The organism is Acidovorax sp. PRC11, assembly GCF_031844105.1.
GTDB lineage: Bacteria > Pseudomonadota > Gammaproteobacteria > Burkholderiales > Burkholderiaceae_C > Paracidovorax.
The window spans coordinates 83,376-103,709 of the sequence record NZ_JAUZUQ010000005.1; the positions used below are offsets into that span (position 1 = coordinate 83,376).

A 20,334-nucleotide genomic window follows, 5' to 3' on the forward strand; every position below is an offset into this window, starting at 1 on the left:
GTGTCGATGCCTGTCCGGGCACTACATGTAGTGTATCTCCGGATCGGCGGCGGGTGTGCGGTGCGCGCGGCGGCGTGGTGTTTCGAGCGTGCCGGGCGCTTCCCAAGCATGGGCTGCGAAGCCGCGCCGAACGGAGATCCCGAAGCGCGATGCGAGGCGTGGCGCGCGTTGCGGGGCAGGATCGCGTGCCGGGCCTGCGCCGGTGCTGGAAACGCGCAAGGGGAGCGAGTGTCGCGATTTGCCCGCACCCGCGCCAGCGGTTCGGGAAAACCCTTGCTGGCCGGTCAGGAGGGGTTGACTTGCGGCGGAAAGGCGATGCCCGGCCGGTCGAGCCCCCGCTCCAGGGCATTCCAGTCGAAACCGGGGCCCGGATCGCGCTTGCGCCCCGGCGCGACGTGCTCGTGGCCCGCGATGTGGGCGACCGGATAGCGGTGCGCGATGTCGCGGCACAACACCACGAGCGCCTGGTACTGCGCGGGCTCGAAGCGATCGCCCTCCAGCCCTTCGAGTTCGATGCCGATCGACGAATCGTTGCAGTTCCCGCGGCCCCGGTAGGCCGAGGGGCCGGCATGCCAGGCCCGGTCGTCACAGCCCACGAACTGCCAGAGCCTCCCGTCCCGCTCGATGAAGAAGTGCGCCGATACCTGCAGCCCGCGGATGCCGGCGTAATAGGGATGCGCGTCCCAGTCCAGCGCATTGGTGAACAGGCGCTGGACCTCGCCGGTGCCGTACGCGCCGGGCGGCAGGCTGATGGAATGCACCACGACGAGGTCGATGGCCGTGCCGTGGGGGCGTGCGCCGAAATTCGGCGAGGGCAGGGCGGTGGCCGGCGCGTACCAGCCGCCGCGCCATGGGGCATCGCAGGCGGGTCCGCCGCCGGGCGGCGGCGCGGAGGTGTCAGCAGGGTGCATGGTCGTCGGGCGCGTCGTCGTCCTGCGGCGTGGCGATCGCGAGCCGGTCGATGCGGTAGCGGATCTGCCGCAGGCTGATGCCCAGCCGTGCGGCGGTGGCGGTGCGGTTGAAGCCGTGCTCGCGCAGGGCGCGCACGAGGATCTCGCGCTCCTGCTGGTCCAGCCAGCCCTGCAGGTCGGCGGGCAGCGGCACGGTCGATCCCGGGTGCGCATCGCCCGCGCCGTCGGCCGCCGCCGCGCCCGCGGGAGCGGCAGCAGGAGCCGCTGCGGGGCGCGGGGCCGGCGCCGCGGCGCTGCCCGGGGCCGGGCCTTCCTCGATGTGCAGGTCTTCCGCATCGCTCAGCGCCACGGCGCGGTGCAGCAGGTTCTCCAGCTCGCGCACGTTGCCGGTGAGCGGATGGCGCGCGAGCGCCGCGAGGGCCTGTGCCGTGAGCGCGGGCACGGGCAGTCCGGCCTCGCCGGCGATGCGGTCGAGCAGCGCCGCGCACAGGGCCGGCAGGTCCTCGCGGCGCTCGCGCAGCGGCGGGATCACGATCTCGATCACGTTCAGGCGGTAATAGAGATCCTGGCGGAACCGCCCCGCCTGCACGTCGGCCGCGAGGTCGCGGTGGGTGGCGCTCACGATGCGCACGTCCACCGTCTCTTCCTGGGTGGAGCCGAGGGGGCGCACGCTGCGCTCCTGGATCGCGCGCAGCAGCTTGGCCTGCATGGCCAGCGGCAGGTCGCCGATCTCGTCCAGGAACAGCGTGCCGCCGCGCGCGGCCTGGAAGTAGCCGTCCCGGTCCGCGTTCGCGCCGGTGTAGGAGCCCTTGCGCGCGCCGAAGAATTCCGCCTCCAGCAGGTTCTCGGGGATGGCGCCGCAGTTGACGGCCACCAGCGGGCCGTCGGCGCGCTGGCTGCTGGCGTGCAGCGCCCGGGCGACCAGTTCCTTGCCGGTGCCCGACTCGCCGCGGATCAGCACCGGTGCCATGCTGCGCGCGACCTTGGCGATGCGCTGCTTGACGTTGCGCATCGCCTCCGATTCGCCGACGAGGCGCTCCAGATCCGAGGGCGCGCCCGCGCCCGCAGCACCGGCTTGGTGCGCGGATGCGCCCATCCGCGGCGAGCGCGGCGCAGGCACGCCGCCCGATCCCTGCACCGCGGAGGCGACCACGGAGCGGAACTGCTTGAGATCGACGGGCTTGGTGAGGTAGTCGAAGGCTCCCGAGCGCAGCGCCTCGACCGCATTCTCGGCCGAGCCGTACGCGGTCATGACCACGCAGCGCTCTCGCCGCTTCTGCTGGCGCAGGTCCTGCAGCAGCTCCATGCCGAAGCCGTCCGGCAGCCGCATGTCGGTGATGACGGCGTCGAAGCGGCGGGCCTGCAGCTGGCGCCGCGCCTCCTCCACCGTGGCCGCCGTCTCCACGCGGTAGCCCTCGCGCAGCAGCGTGAGTTCGTAGAGCGTGCGCAGGTCGGGTTCGTCGTCGACGACCAGGATGGTGGCGGCGGGGGCGTTCATGGCAGGGAGCGTACAGGGGCGCGGAGGGCCTTCTCAGACGACGATTGTGTCAAACAGCGAGGCCGGCCCCGGCCGGTGGGCGCGCCGGAAGGCCACGGTGAAGGCGTTGCCGCCGACCGCGCCGCGCTCCAGCACCCGCGTGAGCCGCTGGTAGGCGATGGAGGCTCCGTGGCGCTGGCAGAGTTCGCGGCAGATGTAGAGGCCCAGGCCGCTGGAGCGGCTCTCCGACGAGAAGAAGGGCTCGAACAGATGGCGCTCCACGGTCTTGTCCAGCGGTGCGCCGTCGCTCCAGACCTGCAGGTGGGCCTGGCCCGCGCCATTCACGTACGTGGCGATGCAGAGCGAATCCGGTTCCCCGCCCATGTAGCGCAGGGCGTTGTCCAGCAGGTTCACCAGCACCCGCCGCAGGTGCTCGGCGTCGAACTCCACCTGCGTGCCCGCGGTATGCAGCGCCAGGTGCGCGCGCCGGCCCCGCGGTGCGTGCGCCATCCAGTCGCGGCAGGCCTGGGCCACGGTGTCGTCCAGCGGCAGCACGCCCGCGGGCGCATGGTGGATCTGGTGCTGCACGCGCGCGATGTCCAGCACATCCTCCGCGATGCGGGCGAGCCGGTCCGCGTTCTGCCCCACCATCTGGGTGAGCCGCCGGTGCGCGGGATCGGCCAGGTCTTCTTCCAACAGCGCGTTGGCCTGCACGATGGCCGCCAGCGGGTTGCGGATCTCGTGGGCCACCGCCGCCGACATGCGGCCCATGGCGGCCAGCTTCTCGGTGCGCAGGCGGGCCTCCATCTCGCGCAGGTCGTGCAGGAACATCACGCACAGCTGCGCCCCGCCGGTGCCGGGCGCGACCAGGGGCGAGGCCGTGAGCCAGGTCCGCACGTGCAGTGCCAACGGGCTCTGGCCCGGGTGCAGCACGTCCAGCCCGGCGCTCTGCGGCTGGGCCTTCTGGAACGTCTGCCGGGCCAGGTCCAGCAGCGGCGCCCAGGAGGGCGTGCCGCCGAGGGCGAAGGGCGGCGCGGGCGTCGGCGCGCCGCCCAGGAAGAGCAGGGCCGCGGGGTTGGCCAGGCGCACCGTGTCGCCGCCGTCCACCACCAGCACGCCGTCCGAAAGGTGGTCGATCACCAGCGCGCTCACCTGCTCCTGTAGCTTGGCGGCGAGCAGACCCTCCTGGGCGCGCTCCTGCTCGCGGTGCAGGCGTGTGGCCAGCTGGTGCACGAGGTAGGCCACGATGAAGTAGCCGGTGCCGGTGAGCGCCGCCTGGAAGTAGCGCTGCGTGGATTCGGCCGTTCCGGCGCCGCCCAGCCACCAGGTCCAGGCGAGCAGCATCAGCGTGGCGGCGGCGGTCGTGCCCAGCGCGAGCGTGAGGGAGCCGAGCACGCCGGCCATGAGGATGGGCAGGCCGAACAGCGGCGTGAAATTCATCGCGCCGGACTGCAGGATCTGCAGCCCCATGATCGCCGCCAGATCCACCCCGATGGTGGGAAGCCAGCGGATGCCGGCCTGCGGCGGCGGGGGCGCGGCGCGCGAGAACGCGAGCGCCATCACGGTGGCCAGCAGATACAGCGTGCACAGGGTCGCGAGGACCGGCTCGGCGTGCTGGTTGAAGGCGAACCCCAGGGCCTGCAGCAGCAAGAGCGCCACCGCCACCAGCACCCGGCCGGCGAGGAAGCTGGTCCAGAGGCGCAGGAAGGGCGGGTCCGCCGCAGGCGCCTGCAGGGTGGACGGGGACCAGTGCGGCACGGGCGGCTCGGTGCGTGCCTAGCCCTGGCGCGCGCCCAGGCGCTGGTGCTCGGGGCTGCAGTAGTTGCGGCCACCTTCCACGACCGCCTGCGGCGCGGGCACGTGCACGCCGCAGTGGGCGCAGGCCACCATGTCCTGCGGCGTGGCCAGCCGGCGGCGCCCGGCGTCCGCGGCCACCTGCCCGCGGCGCGCGCCGCCGCGCCACAGCCACCAGGCCACGGCCAGCACGAGCAGCAGCAGGAGGTATTTCACAGCGAGCGCCCCAGCACCACTTCGAGCACGAAGCGCGAACCCACGTAGGCGAGCAGCAGCAGCCCGGCCCCGGCGTAGAGCACCCGCACGGCGCTCCGGCCGCGCCAGCCGAAGCGCGAGCGGCCGATGAGCAGCACGGCGAACGTGAGCCACGAAAGCACGGAGAACACGGCCTTGTGGTCCCAGTTCCAGGCCCGGCCGTAGAGCGTCTCGCCGAAGAACAGGCCGGCCGCGAGCGTGGCGGTGAGCAGCACGAAGCCGGCCACGACGAAGCGGAAGGTGAGCCGCTCCAGCGTGAGCAGCGGCACGCCGCTGCGCGGATCGGCAGCCAGGCGGATGCGGCGCTCGGCCCGCGTCATCAGCCAGGCATGGACCACCGCCGCGGCGAACAGGCCATAGGAGGCGATGCCCAGCGCGAGGTGCAGCGGCAGCCAGGCCGAGGCGTTGACGTGCAGCGGCTGCCCGGGAAACACCTGGGCCAGCAGCACCGCCGCCGCGCCCAGGGCGGCCAGCATCCAGCGCGTGCGCATCTGCGGGAACACCTGGTGCTCGATCGCGTAGACGGTGAGCACCAGCCACGCCGTCATGGAGAGCGCGGGCGCGAAGCCGAAGCGCGGCACGCTGCCCAGCAGGCCCCAGGCCAGCACGGCGGCATGCAGCACCCAGGCCACCCAGAGCGCCGCGCGGCCGCGCTCGGCGCCGATCCGCGAGGCCGCCAGCGCCGGTACCGCGTAGGCCAGCGCCGCGCCCAGGGAGAGCAGCCAGTGGGCGGGAGAGACGCTGGGTAAAATCATGGGCCCACAGTTTAGCCCGCCACCGCCGCGCCCCGCGCGGCCCGCGCCCGGATGCACGTCCGGCCCGCCCAACCGGAACACGTCCCATGGCATCCGCCCTCACCGAAAAACTCTCCCGGCTCGTCAAGGAGATGCGTGGCCAGGCCCGCATCACCGAATCCAACGTGCAGGACATGCTGCGCGAGGTGCGCATGGCGCTGCTGGAGGCCGACGTGGCCCTGCCGGTGGTGCGCGACTTCATCGCCCGCGTGAAGGAAAAGGCCCTGGGCCAGGAAGTGCTGGGCTCGCTCAAGCCGGGGCAGACGCTGGTCTCCATCGTGAACCGCGAACTGGCCGCGACGATGGGCGAGGGCGTGTCGGACATCAACCTCGCCGCCCAGCCGCCGGCCGTGATCCTGATGGCGGGCCTGCAGGGCGCCGGCAAGACCACCACCACGGCCAAGCTCGCCAAGCACCTGATCGAGAAGCGAAAGAAGAAGGTGCTCACCGTGTCGGGCGACGTGTACCGCCCGGCGGCCATCGAGCAGCTCAAGACGGTGACGAAGCAGGCCGGCGCCGAGTGGTTCCCCAGCACGCCGGACCAGAAGCCGCTGGACATCGCGCGCGCCGCGATCGACCACGCCCGCCGCCATTATTTCGACGTGCTGCTGGTCGACACGGCCGGCCGCCTCGCGATCGACGAGGCGCTCATGAACGAGATCAAGGAGCTGCACGCGGCCCTGAACCCGGTCGAGACGCTGTTCGTGGTCGATGCCATGCAGGGCCAGGATGCGGTGAACACCGCCAAGGCTTTCAAGGAGGCGCTGCCGCTCACCGGCATCGTGCTGACCAAGCTCGACGGCGATTCGCGCGGCGGCGCGGCGCTGTCGGTGCGCCAGGTGACGGGCGCGCCGATCAAGTTCGCGGGCGTGTCCGAGAAGATCGACGGCCTGGAGGTGTTCGACGCCGAGCGCCATGCCGGCCGCGTGCTGGGCATGGGCGACATCGTGGCCCTGGTGGAGCAGGTGAGCGCCGGGGTCGACCTGGAGGCCGCGCAGAAGCTGGCCGCCAAGGTCAAGAGCGGCGACGGCTTCGACCTGAACGACTTCCTGGGCCAGCTGCAGCAGATGAAGCAGATGGGCGGCATCTCCAGCCTGATGGACAAGCTGCCCTCCGAACTCATGGCCAAGGCCGGCCAGGTGGACATGAACAAGGCCGAGAAGGACATCCGCCGCAAGGAAGGCATCATCCAGAGCATGACCGCCCAGGAGCGCCGCAAGCCCGAGATCATCAAGGCCACGCGCAAGAAGCGCATCGCGGCCGGCGCGGGCGTTCAGGTGCAGGAGGTGAACCGCCTGCTCAACGAGTTCGACCAGATGCAGGGCATGATGAAGAAGATGAAGGGCGGCGGCCTCATGAAGATGATGAAGAAGATGGGCGGCATGAAGGGCTTCGGCGGCGGGGGCGGCATGCCCAAGCTGCCGTTCTGATCCTTTTCGATGCCTCCATGACGAAGCCCCGCCACCGCGGGGCTTTTTCTTTGTCCATGCACGGCGTGCGCCCATGAAAAAAGCCGGCCCTGGGTAGGGGCCGGCCTGGAAGTGCGCGCCGGGCGCGCACGAGGGGCAAAGGGGCGTCAGGCCGCCTTCAGCAGCGGAGCGGGCTGGCGCTGCGGGCCGCCGTTCTTGAGCTGGGTGGCGTGCATCCAGGCACGGCGCAGCACGGGCGGCGACCACGATTCCTCGGGGATCAGCAGCAGGCGCTGGGCGCGCAGGGTGCGGCCGAGGGCGATCTGGCTGGACAGCACCACCAGCGGGATGGCCAGCACCAGCGGCAGGCCCACGGGCATCAGCCAGACCAGGGCGGTGGGGTCGAGCAGGGCCACGCCGGCGCCCAGCAGGGCGATGACGATGCTCATCGGGGCCAGCTGGCGCAGGGCATCGCTCCAGGGCACGGCATTGGCTTCGCGGGGGGGCGACTTCCAGTCGAGCTTCAGGCCGGTGAGGGCGATCAGCACGAACAGCGAGTGGCCCAGCATGCGGATGGGAGCCTGCAGGATGGCCATGGCGCTTTCCAGCACGGCGCTCTTGAGCAGGCTGGCGGTGCCGCCGTACTGCTTCTGTTCGCCCTTCATGAGAATGGCGGTCACGCCCAGCACGCGGGGCAGGAACAGCATGCACAGCGTCCAGGCCCACAGGGCCATCAGCTCGCCGGGCAGCACGTTCCAGTCGGCCACGAGGCGGGCGCCGGAGAGCCACAACACGGTGCCGAATGTGATGAAGGCCAGCCACAGCGGGGCCGAGAGGTAGGCCATCGCGCCGGTCACGAACATCGCGCGGTGCACGGGGTGGATGCCGGGCTCGGCCATCAGGCGCGCGTTCTGCAGGTTGCCCTGGCACCAGCGGCGGTCGCGCTGCAGTTCGGACAGCAGGTCCGGCGGCTGCTGCTCGTAGCTGCCCACCAGATCGGAGACCAGCCACACGTGGTAGCCGGCGCGGCGCATCAGCGCGGCTTCGACGAAGTCATGGCTCATGATGCCGCCGCTCATGCCGCCGGTGCCCTTGATCGGGGCCAGGGCGCAGTGGTCCATGAAGGGCTTCACGCGGATGATGGCGTTGTGGCCCCAGTAGTGGGACTCGCCCAGCTGCCAGTACTGCATGCCGAGCGTGAACAGCCGGCCGGTGACGCGCGAGGCGAACTGCTGCGCACGGGCGTGCAGCGTGACGTGGCCGATGGCCTGCGTGGCGGTCTGGATGATGCCGGCGCGCGGATGGGCTTCCATCAGCTTGGCCATGGAGACGATGCAGTCGCCGCTCATCACGCTGTCGGCGTCGAGGACCACCATGTACTTGTAGTCCTTGCCCCAGCGGCGGCAGAAGTCGGCCACGTTGCCGGCCTTGCGGTGGCTGCGGCGCGTGCGCAGGCGGTAGTACACCTCGACCTGCGGCTGGTTGGCATTGGCCGCGAGCACGGCGCGCAGCTCTTCCCAGGCGGCGCGCTCGGCGGCGGCGATCTCGGGGTCGTAGCTGTCGGAGAGGATGAACACGTCGAAGGTCTTCGCGTGGCCCGTGGCGGCCACCGATTCGCACGTGGCGCGCAGGCCTGCGAACACCGTGGACACGTCCTCGTTGCAGATCGGCATGATGATCGCGGTGCGCGCATCGGGGCTCAGCACGTCGTTGCGGACGCTTTTCGCCGACAGGGCATGGCGGTCGCCGCGCAGCATCACCCAGAAGCCCATCATGGCCGTGAGGAAGCCGGTCACCACCCAGGTGGAGAGCAGGGCGAACAGGGCGAGCTGGCCGTATTCGAGCCAGGCGCTGTCGTAGTTGGGCTGCACGCCGGCGAAGAGCGTGGTGGCCAGGGCGCTGGTGGCCAGGGCCAGCAGCAGGAAGATGTTGCGGCGCTGGCCGGCGATGCGCTCCCAGCCTTCGCGGGGCGCGGCAGCCGTGCCGGCTGACGCCTTGCCGCGGCCGTTGAGGCGCATCAGCAGGGCCGTGCCGATGCTGTTCCAGAAACCGCGCCAGGGCAGCGGTGCCATCGAGCCGCGGTGCACGGGCGGTGCGGTGAGCGAATTGGGATGGCGTTCTTCGCGCAGCGTGCTGCGCGACGACTCCACCGGGCGGGGATAGCGTGCGCCACGGCGCGCCACCACAGCGGGAGCGGCGACGCCCGCGGGTTTGCGGGGCGCGGCATCCGGTCGGGAGGATAGGGTTTCCATGGTTGTGCTCACTCGGTTGTGGTGTTCCAGGGCAGGTGCGTAACCCTCTCGCGAACGCGTTGCGGCCGGTGTCGGCGCATCGCTGGAGGGGGGGTAGGCCTGTTGCATGCGAGCAATAGGGCAAACCCTGTGCCAGCCTGGAAAAATCCTTTGAAATCAAGGAGTTGCGTGCACTTTTCCGTGTAAGCAGTTGTGCAGGGTGCCTGGGCGGGCCCAAAACCCCGGTTTTTGTCGCAATCCGGCGACCGATTCCACGCAGGTAAAGTGAATTCCCTTTGGAATCAACGACTTAGTCTTGTCGCTCTTCGGCGACATCATCGCCGGCGGCCGCATCGCTCTTGAACTGGCCGGGCGTGAGCGCGTGCTTTTGCAGCAGGCGGTAGAACTCCGTACGGTTGCGCTGCGCGAGCCGTGCGGCGTCGGCGACGTTGCCGTCCGTCATCTTCAAAAGGTCCACCAGGTACTCGCGTTCGAAGCGCTGCCGCGCCTCGGTGAAGCTCAGCACCTGGGCCGTCGGTGTGCGCAGGGCGCGCTGCACCAGCCCCAGCGGCACCAGGGGCGTGGTGGAGAGCGCGCAGGCCTGCTCCACCACGTTGTAGAGCTGCCGCACGTTGCCGGGCCACGGGGCGGCCGTCAGCGCCTTGAGGGCTTCGGGCGAGAAACCCGAAAGGCGCTTGTCGTACTTGCGGGACAACAGATCGAGGAAGTGGTTCGCCAGCAGCGGGATGTCCTCGCGCCGGTCGGCCAGCGTGGGCAGCGTCAGCGTGACCACGTTGAGGCGGTAGTAGAGGTCTTCGCGGAACTGGCTGGTGGCCATGGCGGCCTCCAGGTCGCGGTGGGTGGCGGAGACGATGCGCACGTTCACGGGCGTGGCCTGGCTCGCGCCCACGGGGCGCACCGCCCGCTCCTGCAGCACCCGCAGCAGCTTGACCTGCAGGGCCGGCGGCATGTCGCCGATTTCGTCGAGCAGCAGCGTGCCGCCGTCGGCCGCCTGGAAAAGGCCCTTGTGGTTGCTGTGCGCGTCGGTGAAGGCGCCCTTCATGTGGCCGAACAGTTCGGACTCCAGCAGGGCCTCGGGAATGGCGCCGCAGTTCACGGCCACGAACGGCCGCGCCGCGCGCGGGCTGGCGCGGTGGATGGCCCGGGCCAGCAGCTCCTTGCCGCTGCCGCTGTCGCCCAGCAGCAGCACGCTGGCGTCCGACTGCGCGACCATGTGGGCCTCGGCCAGCAGGTCGGCCATGCGGTTGGAGCGGCTCACGATCTCCGCCCGCCAGGTGCTGTCGGACTGCGGGCTCCGGGTGGCGGGCGCGCTCAGCGCCAGGGCCTGCGCGATCTTGTCGAGCAGGTCCTTGGCGTCGTAGGGCTTGGTGAGGTAGGTGAAGACGCCGCGCGCCGTGGCCTCCACCGCGTCGGGAATCGTGCCGTGCGCGGTGAGCAGGATCACCGGCAGCGAGGGATGGCGCGCGCGCACCTCGTCGAACAGCGCCAGGCCGTCGCGGCCGGGCAGGCGCACGTCGCTCAGCACGAGCTGGGGCCGGTGGGTCTCCAGCTGCGCGAGCGCGGCCTCGGCCGAGGGCACGGCCGTGATGTCGTAGCCCGCCGCATTGAGCCGCAGCGACAGCAGCCGCAGCATGTCGGCGTCGTCGTCCACGACGAGGATGCGCGGCCGGGGCGCGGAGGGCGGGGCTTTCGGGGAGGACGGGGCGGGCATGCGCGGGACCGGGTCAGCGGGGGGTGTCGGCGGAGGCCGGGTGCGAGCGGCCGTTGCCGGGCGCGCCCGGGCGGGCGTTGAGGCTGCGCTCGATGGCGCGCATCGCCTCCAGGCGTTCGTTCAGCTGGTCGATGCGGCGCTGCATGTCGCGGATCTGCTGGCCCTGGCGGTCCGCCTGGTCTTCCAGGCGGCGCTGCTGGAGCAGGCGGTTCTCGACGAGGCGCGCGAGCGGCTGCAGCAGGACCGCGGCCGGCCGGCCGTCGGCCAGCAGCTTCTGTAGCAGCCCCAGGGAGCGGGCCGTGTCGGCCGGCTGGCGCGTCTGCAGCAGGGCCAGCGACAGCTGAAAGGCGGTTTCCGGTGCGGCGCCGCTGCCGGACTGCGCATCGGACAGGCGGGCGATCTCGGCCGTGAGTTCGGGCGGCGACAGGCCGCGCACGCGGTCCGCGTACTGCAGCATCTGGCGCGGCAGCGAGACGGAGGCGGTGCGCTCGGGCTTCGGTGCGTCGAGGGCTTCGCCCGGCGCGGACGGCCCGGCGGCGGCAGTGTCCGGATCGGGCTTGTCCATGTCCGGCTCCGGCGCGGGCTGCGGCGCGGCGGCTGGCGGGGCCGCCGGGGGCTCGGCGGCGGGCTCGGGCGGCGCGGCGCAGCCGGAGAGCGCGAGCGTCAGCGCCGCCCCCAGCGTACACAGCGCAAGGCGGATCGCCGGGCCGGCGGACAGTGCGCGGGAGCCCGGCAGCAGGTGGTCAAGAGGCATGGGGCAGTTCGATGCGGAAGGGGGTACGTTCGCCGGCCTCGACGAGGCTCACGCGCCCCCCGTGGGCGGCGACGTATTCCTGGACGATGGACAGGCCGATGCCGGTGCCGCGGGCGGCGTCTTCCGGCTGCCGCACTCCGCGGTAGAAGGGCTCGAAGATGCGGGCACGGTCATTTTCATGCACGCCGGGACCTTCGTCGGCCACATCGATGCGGATGAGGTCTTCGAAACGTATGAGTTGAATCAAAATCCTGCCGCCGCGCGGCGAGAAACGGATCGCGTTGGAGAGCAGGTTGCCCACGGCCGAGGCGATCTTCTCGGCATCGATCGGCAGCGTCACGGGCCGGCCCTCCACCACCACGTCGAGCTTGCGGGCCTGCCAGTGCAGGCGCTGCGCCTCGACCTGGGCCTCGATCAGCGCCAGCAGGTCGGTGGGCGTGCGATGGAGTTGCCGCGCCTCGAAGGCGGCGGCGTTGAAGCGCAGCAGCGCCTCGATCTCGCCCTGCAGCACCAGGGTGTTCTGGTGGAGGATGTCCACCACCTCGCGCTGGCCGGGCGTGAGTTCGCCGGTCACGCCGTCCTGCAGCAGCGCCACGCCCTCGCGCATCGAGGCGAGCGGGGTCTTGAGTTCGTGCGAGACGTGCCGCAGGAACCGCGCCTTGTCGGCGTCGAGCTCCAGCAGCCGCACGCGCAGCCATTCGAGCTGCTGGCCCACGCGGCGCACGTCCACCGGCCCCGGGATGTCGACGGGCTGCGCGAGTTCGTTCTCGCCGAGCAGGCGGATCGCGTGGCGCAGGTGCCTGAACGGCCGGGCGAGCCAGATGCCCAGCGCGAGCGCGAGCACCAGCGCCAGCACGATCACGCCGACCACCTGGTGCGTCACCTCGCGGCGGCTGGCCTCGATCTTTTCCTGCAGTTCGGTGCTGCGCCGTGCGTTGATGTCCTGCACGGTCTGGACGATGGCGCCGTTGACGCCGTCGATCTCCAGGAACAGCCCGGCCACGGCGCGTTCGTTGTCCAGCGACAGCGCGGGCGGGCCCTCCAGCAGGGTGTTCACCTGGTCGAGGTGGGCGCGCCACTGGACGGCGAGGTCCGGCGGCAGGCCGTTGGCCTCCAGGCGCTGCAGGATGTCGCGCGCCTCGCGGGCGATGTCGTCGAAGCGGCGGCGCAGCGTGCGGTCGGCCAGCACCAGCGACTGCCGGGCGGCCCGTTCCATCGTCTGGCTGCGCGCGTTCAGGCTCTGGGCGGCGGCGTTGAGCTGGATCGCCTCGGCGGCGCCATGGCGGCTCTGCACCATGAGCTGCTCCAGCGTGAAGATGGCGCGCAGCGAACTCGCTCCCTGCAGCCCGGCGATCAGCAGGAAGGCCAGCAGCAGCATCTGCTGGAACGACAGCCCGCCGAGCGCGGCGACGCCCTGCTGGCGGCGGAAGATGCGTGCGGCGAAGCCCATGCGCACCCGTCCTCAGTGCGTGGCCAGTGCGCCGTGGCCTGCCATGGCCACCTCGCCGCGCAGCGTGTAGGCCTTGGCCTCGGTGATGGTGACGTCGACCATCTGCCCGATGAGCCGGGGATGGCCCGCGAAATTCACCACGCGGTTGCATTCGGTGCGGCCCATCAGCTCGCTGCCGTCGCGCTTGGAGGCCCCCTCCACGAGGATGCGCTGCACGGTGCCCACGCGGCTTTCGCTGATCGAGCGGATGTTGGCGTTGATCACGGCCTGCAGCTCCTGCAGGCGGCGCAGCTTGACCTCGTGCGGCGTGTCGTCGTGCAGGCCCGCGGCCGGCGTGCCGGGGCGGGGGCTGAAGATGAAGCTGAAGCTGTTGTCGAAGTGGATGTCGTCGATGAGCTTCATCATCCTGGCGAAGTCGTCCTCGGTCTCGCTGGGGAAGCCGACGATGAAGTCGCTGCTCATCGCCAGATCGGGCCGGATGGCGCGCAGCTTGCGGATGGTGCTCTTGTATTCCATCGCCGTGTAGCCGCGCTTCATCGCCATCAGGATGCGGTCGGAGCCGTGCTGGACGGGCAGGTGCAGGTGGCTGGCCAGCTGGGGGATGCGCGCGTAGGCGTCGACCAGGCGCTGCGTGAATTCGTTGGGATGGCTGGTGGTGAAGCGGATGCGCTCGATGCCCGGGATGTCGGCCACGTATTCCAGCAGCAGCGCGAAATCGGCCACCTCGGCCGTGCCGCCCATCTTGCCCAGGTAGGCGTTCACGTTCTGGCCCAGCAGCGTGACTTCCTTCACGCCCTGGTCGGCCAGGCCCGCCACCTCCACCAGCACGTCGTCGAACGGCCGGCTGACTTCCTCGCCGCGCGTGTAGGGCACCACGCAGTAGCTGCAGTACTTGCTGCAACCTTCCATGATGGAGACGAAGGCGCTCGCGCCCTCGACGCGCGCGGGCGGCAGGTGGTCGAACTTCTCGATCTCGGGAAAGCTGATGTCCACCTGCGGGCGCGCCAGGGCCTCGCGCTTGGCCAGCAGTTCGGGCAGGCGGTGCAGGGTCTGGGGGCCGAAGACCACGTCGACATAGGGCGCGCGCTTGATGATCTCGTCGCCCTCCTGGCTGGCCACGCAGCCGCCCACGCCGATCTTCACGCCGCGCGCCTTCAGGTGCTTGAAGCGGCCCAGGTCGCTGAAGACCTTCTCCTGCGCCTTCTCGCGCACCGAGCAGGTATTGAACAGGATCAGGTCGGCCTCTTCGGCGTTCTGCGTGGGCTCGTAGCCCTGGGCGGCATGCAGCACGTCCACCATCTTGTCCGAGTCGTACTCGTTCATCTGGCAGCCGAAGGTTTTGACGAAGACTTTTTTGGCCATGGCGGGAAGTTCCGGGAAAGGGAAAGGCGGCACCCTGCGGGCGCCGCGTCCGGGCCGCGCTGGGGCGGCCGGAGACATCATCGAGAAAAACGGGGGCGTGGCGGTGGCCGCGGCGACGGCCTCGCCGTCAACGGCCGGAGCCGAACAGCGAATCGAAGAACGATCCGCCGCCGCTGCCCTTGCGCGGCACCGCGGCTTCCGCCTTGGTCAGGATCCATACGGTGTGCAGCAGGCCCGTGGACGGCTCGATCGTGTAGTTCACCGTGAACGACTGGCCGATCACCGAGTGGGCCATCACCAGCGTGTTCTGCGGGCTGAAGATGCGCAGGCCGGGCGCCGTGCGCACGGTGTCGCCATTGAGCTTGGCTTCGGCCGTGCTGAGCACCACCAGGGTGCCGCGCTGCGCGGCCTCGGGGAAGTTGCGCAGGTTGCCCATGCCGGGCTGCACTTCCTGCGCCGCTGCCGGAGTGGGCAGCAGGGCGGAGGCCGTGGCCGCGCACAGGGCGAGCAGCAGCGCGGCCATCGCCTTCGTGCGGTGCGGGGTGGCCCGGGGCAGGGCGGCGGGTGGGGTGGTGGTGTTCTTGCAGCGGGTCATGGTGTTCATCCAGGGGCTGAAGGGCGGAATTCTACGGCCCGGCCCCGTGGGCGTTCCGTGGGCGGAATCGAACGGTGCAGGAAGTTGTTGTGCGCTCCGAAAAAAGCGCTATACTTGAGGGCTCAGGCGCTTTAGCTCAGTCGGTTAGAGCGATGGAATCATAATCCACAGGTCCGCGGTTCGAATCCGTGAAGCGCCACCAGAACCGAAAAGCCTTGCAGGTCCCAAGCCTGCAGGGCTTTTTTCATTCCCGCCCGGGTACTTCCGGTGCGTGCGTCCGCACCTTGAACGCGCAGCGTCTCGTGGGCCGAGCGGCTCACAGCCGGAGCACCCCGTCGTCGTAAGCTGCGTTGTATCCGGCCGCGTCGCGCAGCGTCTTCTCCGCCATCTCCGCCGCGGCGGCCTGCAGCTTCGCCTGCAACTTGCCGCGGCGCGCGTAGTCGATCAGTTCGTCCGCGATGGCCGAGCCCTGGCGGCCGGCGCTGCGCAGCTGGCCCCAGGCGACCAGCCGGCCCATGGTGGCGACGACGCCGCGGATGCCGGCGATGGTGCGGGTCGGGCGGTTGCGCCCGGGCAAAGGTTTCCATGAAATCCAGCACCGCGGCGCGCTGGGCGTCGGATGCGGGCAGGGCCTTGCCCCCGTCGGTGCGCAGCGTGCGCTTGCGGCCCTTCTTCACGGTGCGGCTGTCGAGGAAGGCCCGATCCAGTACGCCTTGCCGTCGCCGAGGGCCTGCACGTAGGCGGACAGGAAGGACGTGCAGAGCTCTTCCACCGCGAGGGGCTCGAGCCGCAGGCTGCGGGCACCCACCCGCAGGCTGGCCAGCAGCCGCACGAGGTCCCAGGTGCGCCCGTCCGGCAGCGTCGGGGAGTCAGCTCCATGCGTGGAAGGGCGGCTTCACTCCGTTCAGGTAGTAGTTGCCCACGATCGCGTACTTCCACCGCACCGGGTCGTGCAGCGTGTGGGTGCGCGCATTGCGCCAGTGGCGGTCCAGGTGGTATTGGCCCAGCGTGGAGCGCGTGCCGGCGAGTTCGAACAGTTGGTTGGCGGCCTGCAGGGCGATCTCGGTGGAGAGAACCTTGGCCTCGGCCACCGCGATCTGCGCGGCGGCCACGGTGTCCGCACCGGGCGCGGCCAGCGCGCGGTCGATGGCGCGGCCCGCGCGCTCCAGCAGCGCCTCGCTCGCATGCAGGCGGATCTGCAGGTCGCCCACCGCGTGGATGGTGTAGGGGTCCTCGGCGGCGGTGTCGCGCTGGCTGTCCACCCAGGGGCGGGTCCGGGTGCGCACGAAGTCCCGGGTGTCTTCGATCGCGTTGCGGGCGATGCCCACGTCCACCGCGGCCTGGATGATCTGGAAGATCGCGCCGTCCGCGGAGGGGCTGTCGTAGCCCTTCCAGGCGGGCACGAGGTGGGAGCGGGGCACGCGCACGCGGTCGATGAGCACGGTGCCGCTCAGCGTGGTGCGCTGGCCGAAGCTGCTCCAGTCGTCGATGACCGACAGGCCGGGCGCATCGCGCTCGGCGATGGCGTACCAGGCGCGGCCCTGCGGATCGTTGGCCACGATCGGCACGTAGTGCGCCAGCAGCGCGCCACTGGAATAGAACTTGCGCCCGCTCACCACGGCATGATCGCCGTCCTCCACGAAGCGGGTCTCGAAGTCCGCGGCGCGGCGCGAGCCCGATTCGGAGAAGGCGTTGCCGAAGCGCGCGCCCGCGAGGATCTCGCCGAACAGCAGGCGCTGCTGCGCCTCGTCCGAGACGGTGCGGATCGCGGCCACGATGCCCAGGTGGTTCTGGGTGATCTGTCCGATGGACGGGTCGGCCGCGGAGATGATCGCGATGACCTCCGCCAGCGTCGCGTACGACACCTCCGCGCCGCCGTGCGCGCGCGGCACGTTGATGGCCCAGAGGCCGCTCTGCGAATAGGCGTCGATCTCCTCCACCGGCCAGAGCCGGTCTCGGTCGCGCAGTGCGGCGCCTTCGCGGAAGCGCTCGGCCAGGCGGTGGGCGACGGCGATGGCCTCGGCGTCGTCGCGGATCACCTGGGCCGGGGCCGCGGGGCGCGGCAGCCCCGGCACGGGCTGGCCGGGCTGCAGGGCCGCCTGCAGGGCGTGCGGGCGGACGGGGTGTGCGGTGGCGGGGTTCTGGAGCACGGCGGACATGGTGGTTCCTCTTCTTCGATCGGCGTGGTGCGGGCGTGGCGTGGAGCGGCGTGCAGGGCGGGCCGGACGGGTCCGCTCAGGCCGTCTCCGTCTCCAGGGCAGGCTGCGGCCGCGGCTGCGCCGGGATGGCGTCCTGCGCCGGCACCGCGGCCGGGCGCGCCTCCAGCGCGCGCACCAGCGGCAGCACGTTGCGCCCGAAGTACTCCACCTCTTCGATGAAGTGCAGGAAGCCGGTCAGCACCAGGTCCACGCCGATCGCCTTGAGCGCGACGATGCGCTCGGCGATCTGCTGCGGCGTGCCGATCAGGTTGGTGCGGAAGCCGTCGTTGTATTGCACGAGGTCCTCGAAGGTGGACTTCGCCCAGTTGCCTTCCCCTTCCGGCGACGCACGGCCGGCCTGCTTCACGGCGTCGCCGAAGGCATGCACCGCTTCCACGTGCGCGTGGCGGAGGATGTCCTGCAGCACGGCCTGCGCTTCTTCCTCCGTATCGCGGGCGATCACGAAGGCGTTCACGCCGATGCGCACCGTGTGGCCGTTGGCGCGCGCCTTGGCCTGGATGTCGTCGATCTGCGCCTTGAGGCCCTCGGGCGTGTTGCCGTTCGTGAAGTACCAGTCGGACACGCTGGCCGCGTTGTCGCGCGCGGCGCGCGAGCTGCCGCCCTGGAAGATTTCCGGATGGGGCTTCTGCAGCGGCTTGGGGCTGAGCGTGTAGTCGTTGAAGCGGTAGAAGTCACCCTTGAAGGTGAAGTGGTCCTGTGTCCAGATGCCCTTGAGCGCCTGGATGAATTCCTTGGAGCGGCGGTAGCGCTCGTCGTGCTCCAGCCAGGGCTCTCCGATGGCCTGGAACTCGCCCTTGAACCAGCCGCTCACCACGTTGATGCCGATGCGGCCGCCCGAGATGTGGTCGATGGTGGCGATCTGCTTGGCCACCACGGCCGGGTTCCACGGGCCCGGCAGGATGGCGGCCAGCACCTTCAGCCGCGTGGTGGCGTGCAGCAGGGCCTGGCTGAACGACACGGACTCGTGCTGGTGCTCCGCGCCGTAGCCCGCCGTGAAGCGGATCTGGCTCAGGGCGTAGTCGAAGCCGGCTTGCTCCGCCGCCACCGCCAGCCGCTGGTTGTACTCCAGGCTCCAGTCGGTGCGCTGCTCGATGGTGCTCACGACCAGGCCGCCGCTGACGTTCGGCACCCAGTAGGCGAATTGGACGGGCTCGTTGCGGAATGTGCTCATGGTGAAGACTCCTTGGAAGGGGAGGGAGGACAGGGGCGTGCAAAGGGCGGTGTGGATGGGCGCGCGGACGGGCAGGCCCTCAGGCCACGGCGGCCAGCACCGGGCGGGCAGGCGCGGACGTTTCCCGGCCCGCGCGCAGCAGCGGCAGGGCGCGGGCCACGGCCAGATCGGCGCGGGCGAGCAGGGCCGGGTCGGTGATGCGGTAGTCGGTGAAATCCCTGTCGGTGCCGTACACGCCCAGGGGCAGCGTGCGGGCCTGGAAGAAGCTGAAGAGCGGACGCAGCTGGTGATCGATCACGACCGCATGGCGTTCGCTGCCGCCCGTGGCCGCCAGCAGCACCGGCACGTCCACCAGGGCTTCGTGGTGTACGAAGTCGAAGAAGTGCTTGAACAGGCCCGAGTACGTGGCCCGGTACACCGGGCTGCCCACCACGAGCACGTCGGCCTGCTCGACGGCGGCGATGTCGGCCTCCACCTCGGGCGGCAGCTGGTTGCGGTAGAGGGCGCCCGCCAGCCGCGGGCCGACCGTGCCGAGTTCGATGGTGCGCACGCGGACGGGCACGGCGTCGCCGATCTTTTCGACGAGGTGTTCAACGAGGGCGAGGGTGCGCGAGGGGCGCTGCAGGCTGCCGGAGACGGCGACGAGATTCAGTGTTCGGGCCATGGTGATCCATTCGTTGCGGGAGAGGGGAAGGCAAAAGGCGCCGCGGCGCGGTGTCCGCCAACTCTTCAGCAGCTTGTGTGCCACCCGGCTTTCCCTTTGGAATCAACGGGTTGCGCGATCTTCGGTCCTGCGCCGGCTGTCTGCCGCGCAGCATCCTGCTGCCGGGTTGCTGCCAGGGCAGCAATCCGCCGGAAAACGCGCATGCTTATGCGCGTGCGGCAGCCGCAAACCGTCTATCGATCGTTGGAATCCTCACTTGCCGCCGGAGGGGCGGCTTCCCGACAATGGCTTTCAGCGGCAGTGCAGCGCCTGTGCCGGCCGCGGTTCTTCCTTCGATTGCCATGCCACCCGTCCATTTCCTCCCTGCCTTTGCCGAACACGGCGATGCGCCGGCCCGGCCACGGGACGCGGCGCCCCTGCTCACGCTGCCCGGCGCGCGGGCCATGCCCACATCGATCCGCGCCACCGCGCAGGTGTTCGAAGATCCACGCTCGCTCGCGCTGCTCGAGCGCATCCGCCTCGTGGCGCCCAGCGATGCCAACGTGCTGATCCTGGGCGAAACGGGTACCGGCAAGGAACTGATCGCGCGCCATGTGCATGCGCTCAGCGCGCGGCGCGCGGAGCCGTTCGTGGCGGTGAACTGCGGCGCGCTGTCCGAAACGCTGGTGGAAAGCGAACTCTTCGGCCACGAGAAGGGCGCCTTCACGGGGGCCTTCACCGCCAAGGCCGGCTGGTTCGAGGCCGCCCATGGAGGCACGCTGTTCCTCGACGAGGTGGGAGACCTGCCGCCGTCGATCCAGGTCAAGCTGCTGCGGGTGCTGCAGGAGCGCGAAGTGGTGCGGCTGGGGGCCCGCAGGAGCGTGCCCGTGGACGTGCGCGTGGTGGCCGCCACCAACGTGCGCCTGCAGGACGCGGTGGCCGCGGGGCATTTCCGCGAGGACCTGTTCTACCGGCTGCACGTGGTGAGCCTCGCGCTGCCTACGCTGCGCGAACGGCCCGGCGACATCCTGCCGCTCGCGCGCCATTTCATCGACGAGTACCGGCACCGCCTCGGCCATGGCCCGGTGCGGCTCGACGCGGGCGCGGAGCGCAGGCTGCTCGCCCACGACTGGCCCGGCAACATCCGCGAGCTGGAGAACGTGATCCACCACGGACTGCTGATCTGCCGGCACGGCGTGCTGCTGGCCGACGACCTTCAGCTGTCCTCACTGGGGCTGCAGCGCCGCCCCGCAGGCGGCGCGCCGCCGGAGCCGGCACCGCTGCAGGCGCTGGAGACGGCGCTGTCGGGCCTGTTCCAGCAGCAGGGCGATCAGCTGTACGAACGCATCGAGGAAACGGTGGTGCGCGCCGCCTTCGAGTTCTGCCACCGCAACCAAGTGCAGGCGGCGCGCCTGCTGGGCATCAGCCGCAACATCCTGCGGGCGCGTCTCATCAAGCATGGTGACATCGCGGCGGCGAGATGACCTCCCCCGGGCGGCTGCGCGGCGTCCGCTGGCCTGGCCTGCTCCGCGCCCCT

The 20,334-nt window shown here is 70.8% G+C and carries 18 protein-coding genes and 1 tRNA gene; 3 read left to right on the plus strand and 16 right to left on the minus strand.

Annotated elements, in window-relative coordinates; genetic code table 11:
• Positions 1-284: 284 nt before the first annotated feature.
• Genes ampD through Q9R47_RS07405 form a run of 5 tightly spaced genes read right to left on the minus strand, consistent with a single transcriptional unit; the run spans position 285 to position 5,192 of the window.
• Positions 285-911: a 1,6-anhydro-N-acetylmuramyl-L-alanine amidase AmpD gene (gene ampD / locus Q9R47_RS07385; protein ID WP_311232560.1), complete on the minus strand. Its 627-nt coding sequence runs from the start codon at positions 909-911 to the stop codon at positions 285-287.
• A complete protein-coding gene (locus Q9R47_RS07390) occupies positions 898-2,409 on the minus strand; it encodes a sigma-54 dependent transcriptional regulator (protein ID WP_311232561.1) in 1,512 nt (503 codons plus the stop codon). Before Q9R47_RS07390 ends, ampD begins: the two co-directional genes overlap by 14 nt.
• Before the next feature lie 33 nt (positions 2,410-2,442).
• On the minus strand, positions 2,443-4,146 hold the full coding sequence (locus Q9R47_RS07395; RefSeq protein WP_311232562.1) for an ATP-binding protein: 1,704 nt from the start codon (positions 4,144-4,146) through the stop codon (positions 2,443-2,445).
• Positions 4,147-4,164: 18 nt separating this feature from the next.
• Positions 4,165-4,398 (minus strand): PP0621 family protein, encoded by a 234-nt coding sequence (locus tag Q9R47_RS07400; RefSeq protein ID WP_311232563.1) that lies wholly within the window; start codon positions 4,396-4,398, stop codon positions 4,165-4,167.
• Positions 4,395-5,192 (minus strand): cytochrome c biogenesis protein CcsA, encoded by a 798-nt coding sequence (locus Q9R47_RS07405; protein WP_311232564.1) that lies wholly within the window; start codon positions 5,190-5,192, stop codon positions 4,395-4,397. Before Q9R47_RS07405 ends, Q9R47_RS07400 begins: the two co-directional genes overlap by 4 nt.
• A gap of 86 nt (positions 5,193-5,278) precedes the next feature.
• Here Q9R47_RS07405 and ffh point away from each other — a divergent pair, with 86 nt between their 5' ends.
• Positions 5,279-6,661, plus strand: coding sequence for a signal recognition particle protein (gene ffh / locus Q9R47_RS07410; RefSeq protein WP_311232565.1), 1,383 nt, complete (start codon positions 5,279-5,281; stop codon positions 6,659-6,661).
• A 146-nt stretch (positions 6,662-6,807) separates the two neighbouring features.
• Here ffh and mdoH read toward each other — a convergent pair whose 3' ends face one another.
• The 6 genes from mdoH to Q9R47_RS07440 all read right to left on the minus strand — a co-directional run bounded on the left by mdoH (position 6,808) and on the right by Q9R47_RS07440 (position 14,773).
• On the minus strand, positions 6,808-8,892 hold the full coding sequence (gene mdoH / locus Q9R47_RS07415) for a glucans biosynthesis glucosyltransferase MdoH (protein WP_311232566.1): 2,085 nt from the start codon (positions 8,890-8,892) through the stop codon (positions 6,808-6,810).
• Positions 8,893-9,181: 289 nt separating this feature from the next.
• Positions 9,182-10,603: a sigma 54-interacting transcriptional regulator gene (locus Q9R47_RS07420; protein ID WP_311232567.1), complete on the minus strand. Its 1,422-nt coding sequence runs from the start codon at positions 10,601-10,603 to the stop codon at positions 9,182-9,184.
• A 13-nt stretch (positions 10,604-10,616) separates the two neighbouring features.
• Positions 10,617-11,357: a hypothetical protein gene (locus Q9R47_RS07425; RefSeq protein WP_311232568.1), complete on the minus strand. Its 741-nt coding sequence runs from the start codon at positions 11,355-11,357 to the stop codon at positions 10,617-10,619.
• On the minus strand, positions 11,347-12,807 hold the full coding sequence (locus tag Q9R47_RS07430) for an ATP-binding protein (protein WP_311232569.1): 1,461 nt from the start codon (positions 12,805-12,807) through the stop codon (positions 11,347-11,349). The genes Q9R47_RS07425 and Q9R47_RS07430 overlap by 11 nt, the downstream gene beginning before the upstream one ends.
• Before the next feature lie 12 nt (positions 12,808-12,819).
• Positions 12,820-14,169: a tRNA (N6-isopentenyl adenosine(37)-C2)-methylthiotransferase MiaB gene (miaB, locus tag Q9R47_RS07435; RefSeq protein WP_311232570.1), complete on the minus strand. Its 1,350-nt coding sequence runs from the start codon at positions 14,167-14,169 to the stop codon at positions 12,820-12,822.
• Positions 14,170-14,296: 127 nt separating this feature from the next.
• Positions 14,297-14,773, minus strand: a complete 477-nt coding sequence (locus Q9R47_RS07440) for a hypothetical protein (protein ID WP_311232571.1) — start codon at positions 14,771-14,773, stop codon at positions 14,297-14,299.
• A gap of 116 nt (positions 14,774-14,889) precedes the next feature.
• Between Q9R47_RS07440 and Q9R47_RS07445 the strand changes: the two genes are divergently transcribed.
• Positions 14,890-14,966: transfer RNA gene (locus tag Q9R47_RS07445), tRNA-Met, on the plus strand.
• A gap of 114 nt (positions 14,967-15,080) precedes the next feature.
• On the opposite strand, the gene Q9R47_RS07450 is transcribed toward Q9R47_RS07445, so the two are convergent.
• The 5 genes from Q9R47_RS07450 to msuE form a co-directional block, all read right to left on the minus strand.
• Entirely contained in the window at positions 15,081-15,341 is a 261-nt protein-coding gene (locus Q9R47_RS07450; RefSeq protein WP_311232572.1) for a hypothetical protein, read from the minus strand.
• 96 nt (positions 15,342-15,437) lie between these two features.
• A complete protein-coding gene (locus tag Q9R47_RS07455; RefSeq protein ID WP_404977119.1) occupies positions 15,438-15,623 on the minus strand; it encodes a DUF2252 family protein in 186 nt (61 codons plus the stop codon).
• Positions 15,624-15,633: 10 nt separating this feature from the next.
• Entirely contained in the window at positions 15,634-16,923 is a 1,290-nt protein-coding gene (locus Q9R47_RS07460; RefSeq protein ID WP_311232574.1) for an SfnB family sulfur acquisition oxidoreductase, read from the minus strand.
• A 76-nt stretch (positions 16,924-16,999) separates the two neighbouring features.
• Positions 17,000-18,154, minus strand: coding sequence for a dimethylsulfone monooxygenase SfnG (gene sfnG, locus Q9R47_RS07465; RefSeq protein WP_311232575.1), 1,155 nt, complete (start codon positions 18,152-18,154; stop codon positions 17,000-17,002).
• A gap of 79 nt (positions 18,155-18,233) precedes the next feature.
• Positions 18,234-18,818 carry an FMN reductase gene (gene msuE / locus Q9R47_RS07470; RefSeq protein WP_311232576.1) on the minus strand — a complete coding sequence of 195 codons (585 nt, stop codon included), beginning with the start codon at positions 18,816-18,818 and terminating at the stop codon, positions 18,234-18,236.
• Between the two features lie 341 nt (positions 18,819-19,159).
• On the opposite strand from msuE, the gene Q9R47_RS07475 reads away from it, so the two are divergent.
• The gene (locus tag Q9R47_RS07475; protein WP_311232577.1) at positions 19,160-20,281 is read left to right on the plus strand and encodes a sigma-54 dependent transcriptional regulator; all 1,122 of its coding nucleotides are present in this window, start codon (positions 19,160-19,162) and stop codon (positions 20,279-20,281) included.
• The last annotated feature ends 53 nt before the right edge of the window (positions 20,282-20,334 follow it).